Here is an 11,416-nt window from a genome sequence, read left to right as displayed (position 1 = left end):
AACTCTGTAAATAATATATTAAAAGTAAACCTCGCCAATACAATTCTATATTTTTATTCACCAAAGAACATCCAAAATGTCTTTGTTAAATAAGTTTGTATCGATATTGCATGCCTTCGCATCAATTCCATACTGCCAGCCTGCAATCAGTGAGTTTTCCGGAGCTTCTGGTTTATATTCAGGCGCCTGTTTCTTAGCGGTGATTCCTTTATTCGGCGCAGCAGTCCATATAAATGTGTTATCAAGAAGGGGAGAGTTTTCAGCAGCAGCCTGATCGAAAGCTTTCATCAGGGCCTTTTCCTTATCAAAAATCCCGTAAATGCCAGGTTCATAGGGTGATTCCGACATGGCTTGATACCAGCCTTTTATAAAAGAAGAGTCGACAGGATAGTTAGGCTCGATATCCGCAAAAATCGCGACACCCTCGGGTATCCCCAGCTCCTTTGCCAATTGAACAGCTGCTCTTGCTTCACTCTGTCCATTTTCAAGGCCTGTTGCATCATTAAATCGATTCCATATCACGAGTAATTTAATATCATTGTCCTGCAGCAGTTCAGCCTCTTCGGGTGTAATGCCTGCTGATACACCTTCTTTTTCACCTAAATACCGTCCCCATACTTTAGGAGATCCAAAGTTTTCACGAACACAAGAAAGCAAGTCGCTTGTAGTGAGACTTGCCGAGTCTACACCCCAAACGACTTCATCATCCCCTGACTGGCCGTCCTGGTCATTTTCCTTACCCTTACCGCCGCTGCTATTTTCCTTTTCATTATCTTTTTGACCGGAGTCCTGGTTTTTATCAGCTTTATTTTTTATCGTATTGGTTACATTCACATCAACATTTACCTCTATATCATTTGTAACATTATTTTCAATTTGACTATCTTCACCATTATTTAAATCGTTGTCAATTGAATTATTCACATTGGCTTTATTGCCTTTAATATTATTTTTTACTTCATTCGAGATATCACTGTCATGGTTTGTGCTCTGGCCATCCGGAACGGTCTCTGTTTTTGGCGGCTCGGCATCCTTTGAATCCATAAGCGAAAAAGTAAAGAGTGAAATCATTACGGCAAAAAATGCGGTCACAACAAAAGGCAAAAGGCCCCGTCTTTCCATATCTCACAGCCCTCCTTGTCAGTTCATGACATCTTATGCGGAGGGCGGAGGGTTGGTGATTACTGCAAAAGGGGGGTGAAAATGCTTTCTTATCCTAAAATAACTTCACAGCATCAGATAATCGGGAAATAATTTTAAAGAGTTATAACGCGATAATATCACTTGTTCAAAATAACGAACAGCAGTTGGAGAATGTGTAAAAAAGTCTTAAATGGGTAAATATCCGTATATATTTCAGGTTAAAAAATTTGCTTAAGCCTTTGAACTTCACTACTATAAAAATAATAGGCAAATTTTCCATTCATTTAAGATGAGAAAGATATGAATAGGGAATACTAGCCGATAAGAAATTTATTAGGAAGATTTGTCACAGGAGGTTGCATTATGGACAGGGAATTTGCGGATGACAGTATAGCTTTGCATACTGATTTGTACCAGATCAATATGGCGCAGACTTATTGGGAAGACAACATACATAATCGAAAAGCCGTTTTTGAAGTCTACTTTAGGAAGCTCCCTTTTGGGAATGGATATGGTGTTTTTGCAGGCCTTGAAAGGGTCATCGAGTATATTGAGAATTTCAGATTCACCGAAAGTGACCTGCTTTACTTAAAAAATGAATTGAATTATGCTGATGATTTCCTCGATTATCTGAAAAACATGACTTTTTCAGGAACCATTAAATCAATGGAAGAGGGAGAGCTTGTGTTTGGCAATGAGCCAATTATGCGTGTAGAAGCTCCGCTGGCAGAAGCCCAGATCGTGGAAACAGCACTATTAAATATTATAAATTACCAAACTTTGATTGCGACAAAAGCGACACGAATCAAAGAAGTGATTGGCGATGGGACCGCTATGGAATTTGGCTCCAGAAGGGCTCAGGAAATGGACGCAGCCATCTGGGGTACGCGAGCAGCCTATATTGGCGGCTTTGATGCCACTTCCAACGTAAGAGCTGGCAAGAAATTTGGCATTCCAGCTGCAGGGACACATGCCCATTCTTTTGTACAGGCATATCAGGACGAGTATACCGCTTTTAAGAAATATGCCCAAACCCATAAGGACTGTGTTTTTCTCGTCGATACGTATGACACGCTGAAATCCGGAGTCCCAAACGCCATTAAAGTGGCCCGGGAAATGGAAGGTCAAATTAACTTTAAAGGAATTAGACTGGATAGCGGGGACTTGGCGTATCTGTCCAAAGAAGCGAGAAAAATGCTGGATGATGCCGGTTTTCATGATACTAAGATTATTGCATCAAATGATCTGGATGAATACACCATCATTAACCTTAAAGCTCAAGGAGCGAAAATCGATATTTGGGGCATTGGCACAAAATTGATCACGGCTTATGAGCAGCCTGCATTAGGAGCTGTTTATAAACTCGTTTCAATCGAAAATGAAGATGGCAAGATGACTGACACAATCAAAATAAGCGGCAATCCGGAGAAAGTGACTACCCCAGGCCTGAAGAGAGTATATCGGATTATTAACAAAGACAACCATAAATCAGAGGGAGACTATATTGCGCTGGATCATGAAAATCCTCAAGCTGAACCAAAGCTTAAGATGTTCCATCCAGTTCACACGTTCGTAAGCAAATTCGTTACTAATTTTGATGCGAGAGAATTACATAAAGTGATTTTTCAGGAAGGGAAGCTCACCTACAAAGTTCCATCTTTAAAAAAGATGCAAAGCTTTGCAAAGGAAAATCTCAACGTATTATGGGACGAGTACCGCCGTTCTCTTAATCCGGAGGAATACCCGGTCGACCTGAGCCAGGAGTGCTGGGATAATAAAATGAACATGATCAGCCAGGTAAAACAAAATATAAAGAGCTGAAGCTTTATGAAGAGGGAGGAACCTGTAATGAATAGGCAAAAAGAAATTATGGAAGATTTAAATGTGAATCCAGTAATCGATCCAAAAGAAGAGATAAAAAACAGAATTCAGTTTTTAAAGGATTACCTTGTTAAATCGAATGCCAAAGGGTATGTACTTGGCATAAGTGGGGGCCAGGATTCCACTCTCGCCGGAAGACTTGCGCAGCTCGCCGTTGAAGAAATGCGAAATGAAGGCAAAGAGGCAACTTTCATGGCAGTCCGCCTGCCATATGGTGTACAGCAGGATGAAGAGGATGCACAGCTGGCGCTTTCTTTTATTCAGGCTGACCGTGAAGTTGTATTTAACATTAAAAATGCAGTGGATGAAGTACAAACCGAATATGATCGTATATTGCCGGAGGAACCTTTAAAGGATTTTCATAAAGGCAATGTGAAAGCCCGCATGAGAATGATCGCCCAATATGCAGTTGGCGGCCAATACGGCCTGCTGGTTGTCGGGACGGATCATGCAGCAGAAGCAGTGACAGGATTCTACACAAAATATGGTGATGGCGGAGCAGACGTCCTGCCATTATCCGGACTGACTAAAAGACAGGGAAAGGCATTGCTTAAAGAGCTTGGGGCAGAAGAAAGACTTTACTTAAAAGTGCCGACTGCCGATCTTCTGGACCAAAAACCCGGACAGGCTGATGAAACGGAACTGGGTATTTCATACGATGAATTGGATGACTACCTTGAAGGAAAATCAGTAAGTCCGGAAGCCGCAGAGAAGATTGAAAAACGTTACATCGTTTCCCAACATAAACGCCAGATGCCTGCATCCATGCACGATAACTGGTGGAAATAATGTACACAAAAAGGAAAATCCCTGGGGATTTTCCTTTTACTTTTGAGCTAATTTGTTCGAAACCTCCTGATAAAACCTCTGCGGTTCATCCACATTCAGAACAATGCGGCTTGCTTTTCTTTTAATGCCGAACATCAGCTCATAAACTGCCGGCTCCTTCAGTATAATTTCGAACATCGGCTTTTCCTGGATAAGATCAGGCACTCTTGCATCAAATATATCATTCATTTCTTGTTTGCTAAACTTTTCGGGGCCATCATAATAGTTGATCTCCTTGATTTCCTCCAAATGAAGGTACATGCTTTTTGAGAATCCGGTTTGCAGCAGCAAATGAGAATTAGTAAGGACGAAAGGGGTTAAGCGGGTGGCGTTTATCTCTGCCAGGAAGTACATAATGCCATAAATATTTGCAATTAGGATGATATATGCCACAATTGCATTCCATGAATGAAGCCAATAATGAAGTCCGATCGACTCAATGGCTATCGCATGAATCAGCATAATATAAACAGCATTTACACTTGTTTTCTGATGGTAGGTGAATGAATCTCCATGCTTTATGGAAAGCTTCTTTTTCCATGAAAACAGGGCGTAATTAAACATGGCGAATTCAGTGACGAATACAGTTACCAACCTATTATTCGGCAAATGCGTTTCAGCCGCTCTCTTAACATTAAAGAGAAATAGGGAATTAATATCGTTTAGCCTGCGGTATTCTTTTAAAAGTACAGGCAGCTTAGTAAGAATCTTATAGGCAATAAACAGCTCCAGCCCAATAAAAAGCGCTTCGGAAAAAACAATTACATATGGCAAAAAGGCAAACTGCGATAATTGGCTGGCAGGGATAATAAAATAAGCAGCTGCGTATCCTGCTAGAATAACTGCCCCTAAATACTTCAGCGAATACCTTTTCCGCAAGATAAGGAAATACGCCAACAGCGGAACAACAACGAGCAAATCAATCAAAGAGCCAACAGCCGCACCATCCGGAACCGGACCAAATAGCGGGGTTCTGTATAGGATGTAGTTGGAACACAGAATCATAGATAAAAGTACACCAAAAACCAGCCACTTAGGCTTTTTAAATGTAATTGTCATAATTATCCACCTCACTTTAATTATAGCTTATATGAGGGGTAAATGATATTGAAGTTTTGATGAATTTTGACTCAGCGAGCATTCGTTCGCGGTTTTGTGTCAGAACCCATGCCAACTTCTGACTCAGCGAGCATCCGTTTGTGTTTTTGAGTCCGAACCCGGCACTCGCACTGTAACAATCGACAAATACAAGATACAAACAAAGCCCCAATCACAAAATTGGGGCTAACCACGCAAAACGTTTCATCTAAGATCCTATAACCCAGCCAAAATCCGATAAGCCCATTCCGTTTTTTCCTCGTTCGGAGGCTCAATATCCTTCAGCGGATATTCCAAGCCAAGCGCTTCCCATTTATATACACCAAGCTTGTGGTAGGGGAGAACCTCGATTTTTTCCACATTGTTCAATTCTTTAATAAAGCTTCCTAATCGTTCCAAATCCCGTTCATCATCAGACTTTGTTGGCACCAGCACATGGCGGATCCACACAGGCACCTGATGGTCAGACAGATACCGGGCAAATTGAAGAATGTGTTCATTTGTAAGTCCTGTCAGTTTTTTATGTTTCTCCCTATCAATATGCTTCAAATCCAGCAGCACGAGGTCTGTATAGCTCATAAGCTCTTTCAGCTGCGTCTGGAAAAGCGGGGAGCTGGAATAGCAGCCTCCTGATGAATCTATGGCAGTGTGAATGCCAAGTTTCTTGCATTCTTTAAAAAGCTCTATAAGGAATGGAAGCTGCAGCAAAGGTTCACCGCCGCTGACTGTGATGCCGCCTCCGGAAGCCTCGAAGAAAGGGAGATAGGATTGCAGGTCATTCATGATTTCTGAAACGGACATTTGCTTCCCAGTTCCAATTTCCCAAGTATCTGCATTATGGCAAAATTGACAGCGCAGGAGGCACCCCTGTGTAAAAATAACATACCGGATGCCAGGTCCGTCTACTGTACCGAATGTCTCGATTGAATGAATGTTGCCGTGCATGATCATCTTCCTTTCCATAAGCACCGGTGCAGCCGCAGCTGCACCTTGCTAAAGCTTTTTGAAGAAGGGGGCCGATTAAAATGGCCCGCTATCCGATTGGTTACATGGATTCATGGAATGTTCGATTTATTACATCAAGCTGCTGCTCTTTAGTCAGCTTAATGAAGTTCACTGCATAGCCTGAAACCCTAATGGTCAGCTGCGGATATTCCTCCGGATGTTCCATGGCATCCAGAAGTGTTTCTTTGTTAAATACATTGACATTTAAGTGATGCCCGGATTTTATAGCATATCCATCGAGTATGGATACCAGATTGCGCACACGGCTTTCATCATCCTTTCCGAGTGCTTTAGGGACAATGGAGAAGGTGTTGCTGATGCCATCGAGCGCCTGTTTGTATGGTAATTTTGCAACAGAAGACAGGGACGCAAGCGTTCCTTTCGTATCTCTTCCGTGCATTGGATTTGCACCAGGCGCAAATGGCTCTCCGGTACGCCTTCCATCAGGTGTATTTCCAGTTTTCTTGCCATATACCACATTTGAAGTAATGGTTAAGATCGACATGGTATGCATAGAGTTTCTGTAAGTCTGGTGCTTGCGGAGCTTTTTCATAAACCGTTCAACAAGGTCTATAGCGATGCTGTCAACGCGATCATCATTATTTCCGTATTTCGGAAAATCTCCTTCTGTTATAAAATCAACCACGATCCCATTCTCATCACGGACTGCTTTAACGGTTGCGTATTTGATGGCACTTAGGGAATCGGCCGCAACACTCAGACCTGCGATGCCAGTGGCCATTGTTCTGAGAATTTCAGAGTCATGCAGTGCCATTTCGATTCGTTCGTAGCTATATTTATCATGCATGTAATGAATGATATTCAAAGTATTAATATAGAGGTCTGCCAGCCATTCCATCATGAAATCAAACTTCTCCATCACTTCCTCATAATGAAGGATGTCTGATGTTATTGGGGCATAGGCCGGGCCGACCTGATCCTTAAGTATTTCATCTTTGCCGCCATTAATGCTATATAATAGAGCTTTTGCAAGGTTGGCTCTTGCTCCGAAAAACTGCATTTGTTTTCCGATTTCCATTGCAGAAACACAGCAGGCGATTCCATAATCATCGCCATACTCAGGAAGCATGATATCGTCGTTTTCGTATTGGATTGAGCTTGTTTCGATTGACATCCTGGCACAATATTTTTTAAAATTCTCAGGAAGCTTGGCGGACCATAAAACCGTTAAGTTTGGTTCCGGAGCCGGACCAAGATTTCTAAGGGTATGAAGGAAGCGGAATGAATTCTTTGTGACAAGCGGACGGCCATCAAGCGCCATGCCGCCTATGGATTCTGTCACCCATGTAGGATCACCGCTGAATAATTCATTATAGTCAGGCGTTCTTGCGAATTTTACAAGGCGCAGCTTCATGACAAAATGGTCAACAAGCTCCTGCGCTTCCTTCTCGGTAAGTGTTCCGTTCTTTATGTCTCTTTCTATGAAAATATCAAGAAAAGTGGAAACACGGCCAAGACTCATAGCTGCACCATTTTGTTCCTTGATGGCGGCAAGATAAGCGAAATACAGCCATTGGAAAGCTTCAAGAGCATTTCCTGCTGGTTTAGAAATATCAAAACCGTAGCTGTTTGCCAGCTGCTTCAGTTCCTTCAGAGCTCTGATCTGTTCTGAAATTTCTTCCCTCAATCGAATATTTTCTTCCGTCATTACACGTGTGGTTGATTTCAAATCCGCTTTTTTGGCTTCAATCAAGCGGTCAGTCCCATAAAGGGCAACCCTGCGGTAATCACCGATAATCCTGCCCCGGCCATATGCATCAGGCAGACCGGTTATAATGCCGGCCTTACGGGCGAGTTTCATTTCATCAGTATAGGCATCAAACACACCCTGGTTATGTGTTTTGCGGTAGTCCGTAAATATTTTTTCCATATCTTTGCTGGCTTCATAGCCATATGCTTCACAGGCAGCCACAGCCATGCGGACTCCGCCAAATGGCTGAAGTGAGCGCTTAAACGGCTGGTCAGTCTGAACACCTACAATTTTTTCTTTATCTTGATCGAGATAACCAGGTCCATGTGAGGTAATAGTAGAGACGATTTCTGTGTCCATATCGAGCACGCCGCCTTGTTCCCGCTCTTTTTTAGTGAGATCCATTACTTTTTCCCATAATAACGATGTAGCATCTGTCGGGCTTTCCAAAAATGATTCATCTCCGGAAAAAGGTGCAAAATTCTTTAATATAAAATCTCTAACATCAATTTCACGTGTCCAAATGCCTTCTCTAAAGCCATTCCATCTTTCCATGCCAGTTCACCTCAAAGGGATTATTGGTGTAACAGTTATTACAACTTTACTATACTCTCAATATAACAGATTTAATGTGAAATAAATCACAAGGATTTTGAACGTATTGTGAAATGTAATGTTTTATACAACTTCAAGTAAAACGTGTATTACAAAACCCCCGGAATCTTAGAACTGTTATATATACAGATGGAACACTGGATAATAAAAAGATAGCAATCACTTTGAAATTCTTACATTCTGCCCAACAATTACCTGTTTATAAGAATAAAAGATTTTGATTAAATATAAATATGAAAACACTATCAAAAATTTCATTCATTTTAATGTTGTCTGTCGCACTTGTCTTTGGATTCAATTTTGATGCAAAAGCATCAACAGTACATACCGTTCAGCCAGGGGATACGATGTGGAAGATCGCCATGAAGTATCAGGTTGGGGTCTCTGAAATCATCAATGCCAATGGGCAGATCTCAAATCCGAACTCCATTTATCCAGGGCAAAAGGTGAATATCCCTACTCTTTCAAAAGCCACAACAGGGGTGGAAGAGCAGGTCGTCCAGCTTGTTAACCAGGAAAGAGCAAAGTATGGATTAAAGCCGTTAAAATCGAATTGGGAGCTTGCCAGAGTAGCAAGGTACAAATCTCAGGATATGATTAATAAGAGATATTTCGATCATAACTCCCCTACATACGGAAGCCCGTTTGATATGATGAAGAGCTTCGGAATCACCTACAGGACTGCCGGGGAAAACATTGCTGCCGGGCAAAAAACGCCTCAGGAAGTAGTAACTGCCTGGATGAACAGTGAAGGACACCGCAAAAATATCCTATCTGCGAACTTCACAGAAATCGGAGTAGGCTACGCTCAGGGCGGAACTTACGGACACTATTGGACACAAATGTTTATTGGGAGATAAGAGGAAAAGCAGAAGCGCCTTGCCCACCCCCGACACCTCAAAGGGGTAGGAGCTGGAGCCAGACAGTAAAGAAAAGCACCGGAGAAATCCGGTGCTTTTGCTTTGCCCATTAATCTACTACAATATAAGCAATCATCGGTCCGCTATTATCCTTATCCGGATGAGTAAGACAAACCAGACGGTATACGCCTTCTTTGTCAAATTGAAGAGGGACCACTGTTTCTTCAGCTTTCTTTACAACTCCCTTAATATCCGTTCCTTCGATAATATAAGGGTGTTCCATTCCATTAACTCCCCAAATCTTCAGATTAACCTTTTCATTTTTTTCGAGAAAAATGGTTCCCGGATCCCAGCGATACGCTTCAATTTCCTTGCCATCAGGCAGCTTTGCTTTAAACTCTCCTGTAACCATATGGATTTCCCGGACTTTTTCGCCTTCATTCTGGTTGAATACCGTCAAACTGTCCGACTTTGAAAAAAACCAAAGGGATGCAGAAACAATGACTGAAAATATGATGACAAAGGCAATGATGCTGCGTTTCTTTAATACAAGAAAAGGCATGCTCATACTCCTTCCAAAATTAGTTGTCCATATATAGATATGCTGTAAGGGCCTCATAACTTGTCTACTATTTGCGGGATTTTTCCGATTTTTCTTTACAGCTGCTGAAAAATTATTTCATAATAGAATTAAAAAGGATGTGGCAGCATGTACAAGGTACTTGTGGCCAATCGGGATGAGTACGATACAAAGGGTATAGAGTGGCTGCTAAAATCTTCAATGAACGCATGGGAAGTAGAGGCTGCCGAAGATGAGGCAGGGCTTATTAAAAAGCTTGAGACTTTTCAGCCCGATCTGCTGATTTTTGAACTGGATCTGATAAAGGAAGATAGATACAGCTCTTTCTTAAAAACCATTCAAATTATAGGGCCGGATCTTATTGCACTTACGATGGAAGCGACCTTTTCACAGGCAAAACGAGCCATTGACATGGGTGTAGCCGATTTAATACTTAAGCCCATTTCAGCTGATATTTTATTGAAATCCGCACGAAACATTCATAGGCGCCAGAAGCTGAGAATTCCAGCGGCTTTAAAAAGCTCCGGAATGGTTACTGATAAAGCATTTAATTATCAGGATATATTTTTAGAAGCTCCAGAACCGGCAGAACGTTTTCTTTCCATTGGCATAAAAACTGAGAATGTCCTTGAGCTTCCAAAGTTATATGAATTTCTGGAAAGCTATGGCTTCCAGAAAAAAGTCGATCATTTTATTTTAAGTGACATGGTACTGATAGTTGCTGAAAAACCGGGCGTATCATGGAAAGAGGAAAGCGTCAGATTCATGAGGAATTGGCAGGAAACCTCAGCTGAACCAATCGCCATAAGCATTCATACTGGCCAGGATGATCAGAATACACTAAAAAACCATTATGATGCGAACAGAAAATTGATGGAGTTAACTTTTTACAGGGGATTTAATCAGGTAATTGAGGAAGCCTCATTGCCTAAATGGGTTTCAATTGATCCGTTCTTAACTCCCGAGGAACAGAGCAGCTGGATTGATTTTCTGAATCAGGCTGATTTAGAAGGAATCAAATCATGGTTTTCCAAAGAGTTTCTTATATTGGAAGATCCATATCCGGAACCCGGGCTTATCAGAATCCGGCTGACCAGTATTCTTGCGCAAATCCGCAGGCATATGAAGACATTCCGCCTGGCCGACGGAGAAATGGAGAAGGAGTACCTTCGTTTATTCCAGACGATTCTTTATTCGCCCTTGATTTACCGCATTATTAATGAAATGATCAGCTTCATTTCCTATGTTTTTGAAACCATTCGATCTGATAAGAAACTGAAGCTGGATCTTACAGACAGAGTCCAATTCTTTATAGAAACAAATTACTGGGACTCTTCAATTACCCTTGAGAGGGCAGCTGAATATGCAGATAGAAACCCGAACTATATCAGCTCCATGCTGGCAAAAAAATGCGGAAAATCATTTCGGGAGCTTCTTAATGAAACCCGGATCAGGCAATCTGCCAAGCTGCTGCTGGAATCAGAAATGAGCATAAAAGAAATCTCATCCGTTTGCGGTTTTCGAAATCAGCAGTATTTCAATAAAGTGTTCAGTAAAATTAAAGGTATGCCGCCTAATCAATTCAGAAAAAGTCTGAACAAAACCTCCTTTTAATCGGGGGTTTTATTTTTGTCTATTTTTATAAAAATACCAATATTAATATAAAAATAGGCAAAATCCAAATAAATAATCTTA

9 protein-coding genes are annotated in these 11,416 nt (G+C 41.5%); 4 read left to right on the top strand and 5 right to left on the bottom strand.

The genetic code is table 11. The annotated features are described in order from the left end of the window. Positions 1 to 57: 57 nt before the first annotated feature. Complete coding sequence (locus CHI10_RS02925; RefSeq protein ID WP_095242791.1) at positions 58 to 1,122, bottom strand: glycoside hydrolase domain-containing protein; 1,065 nt, start codon at positions 1,120 to 1,122, stop codon at positions 58 to 60. Positions 1,123 to 1,506: 384 nt separating this feature from the next. Here CHI10_RS02925 and CHI10_RS02920 point away from each other — a divergent pair, with 384 nt between their 5' ends. After that, positions 1,507 to 2,964, top strand: a complete 1,458-nt coding sequence (locus CHI10_RS02920) for a nicotinate phosphoribosyltransferase (protein WP_095242789.1) — start codon at positions 1,507 to 1,509, stop codon at positions 2,962 to 2,964. 27 nt (positions 2,965 to 2,991) lie between these two features. Next, positions 2,992 to 3,813, top strand: coding sequence for an ammonia-dependent NAD(+) synthetase (gene nadE, locus CHI10_RS02915; protein WP_095242787.1), 822 nt, complete (start codon positions 2,992 to 2,994; stop codon positions 3,811 to 3,813). Positions 3,814 to 3,849: 36 nt separating this feature from the next. Here nadE and CHI10_RS02910 read toward each other — a convergent pair whose 3' ends face one another. The 3 genes from CHI10_RS02910 to pflB form a co-directional block, all read right to left on the bottom strand. Beyond that, positions 3,850 to 4,911, bottom strand: a complete 1,062-nt coding sequence (locus CHI10_RS02910; RefSeq protein WP_095242785.1) for a hypothetical protein — start codon at positions 4,909 to 4,911, stop codon at positions 3,850 to 3,852. 255 nt (positions 4,912 to 5,166) lie between these two features. Then, the gene (gene pflA, locus CHI10_RS02905; protein ID WP_095242782.1) at positions 5,167 to 5,895 is read right to left on the bottom strand and encodes a pyruvate formate-lyase-activating protein; all 729 of its coding nucleotides are present in this window, start codon (positions 5,893 to 5,895) and stop codon (positions 5,167 to 5,169) included. A 100-nt stretch (positions 5,896 to 5,995) separates the two neighbouring features. Further along, the gene (gene pflB, locus CHI10_RS02900) at positions 5,996 to 8,221 is read right to left on the bottom strand and encodes a formate C-acetyltransferase (RefSeq protein WP_095242780.1); all 2,226 of its coding nucleotides are present in this window, start codon (positions 8,219 to 8,221) and stop codon (positions 5,996 to 5,998) included. 293 nt (positions 8,222 to 8,514) lie between these two features. Between pflB and safA the strand changes: the two genes are divergently transcribed. Further along, positions 8,515 to 9,141 carry a SafA/ExsA family spore coat assembly protein gene (gene safA, locus CHI10_RS02895; protein WP_095242778.1) on the top strand — a complete coding sequence of 209 codons (627 nt, stop codon included), beginning with the start codon at positions 8,515 to 8,517 and terminating at the stop codon, positions 9,139 to 9,141. A gap of 109 nt (positions 9,142 to 9,250) precedes the next feature. Here the strand turns inward: safA and CHI10_RS02890 are convergent, their stop codons facing one another. Then, a complete protein-coding gene (locus CHI10_RS02890; protein WP_095242776.1) occupies positions 9,251 to 9,703 on the bottom strand; it encodes a cupredoxin domain-containing protein in 453 nt (150 codons plus the stop codon). 147 nt (positions 9,704 to 9,850) lie between these two features. On the opposite strand from CHI10_RS02890, the gene CHI10_RS02885 reads away from it, so the two are divergent. Beyond that, positions 9,851 to 11,335: a response regulator transcription factor gene (locus tag CHI10_RS02885; RefSeq protein ID WP_095242774.1), complete on the top strand. Its 1,485-nt coding sequence runs from the start codon at positions 9,851 to 9,853 to the stop codon at positions 11,333 to 11,335. Positions 11,336 to 11,416 lie beyond the last annotated feature (81 nt).

This window comes from Bacillus sp. 7894-2, assembly GCF_002272225.1.
Lineage (GTDB): Bacteria > Bacillota > Bacilli > Bacillales > Cytobacillaceae > Cytobacillus.
This window is presented reverse-complemented; position numbering and strand designations above follow the sequence as displayed.

Coding starts and splice junctions, on each gene's coding strand:
- CHI10_RS02925 (WP_095242791.1), bottom strand. CDS start 1,122: ATGGAAAGACGGGGCCTTTTGCCTTTTGTTGTGACCGCATTTTTTGCC.
- CHI10_RS02920 (WP_095242789.1), top strand. CDS start 1,507: ATGGACAGGGAATTTGCGGATGACAGTATAGCTTTGCATACTGATTTG.
- nadE (WP_095242787.1), top strand. CDS start 2,992: ATGAATAGGCAAAAAGAAATTATGGAAGATTTAAATGTGAATCCAGTA.
- CHI10_RS02910 (WP_095242785.1), bottom strand. CDS start 4,911: ATGACAATTACATTTAAAAAGCCTAAGTGGCTGGTTTTTGGTGTACTT.
- pflA (WP_095242782.1), bottom strand. CDS start 5,895: ATGCACGGCAACATTCATTCAATCGAGACATTCGGTACAGTAGACGGA.
- pflB (WP_095242780.1), bottom strand. CDS start 8,221: ATGGAAAGATGGAATGGCTTTAGAGAAGGCATTTGGACACGTGAAATT.
- safA (WP_095242778.1), top strand. CDS start 8,515: ATGAAAACACTATCAAAAATTTCATTCATTTTAATGTTGTCTGTCGCA.
- CHI10_RS02890 (WP_095242776.1), bottom strand. CDS start 9,703: ATGCCTTTTCTTGTATTAAAGAAACGCAGCATCATTGCCTTTGTCATC.
- CHI10_RS02885 (WP_095242774.1), top strand. CDS start 9,851: ATGTACAAGGTACTTGTGGCCAATCGGGATGAGTACGATACAAAGGGT.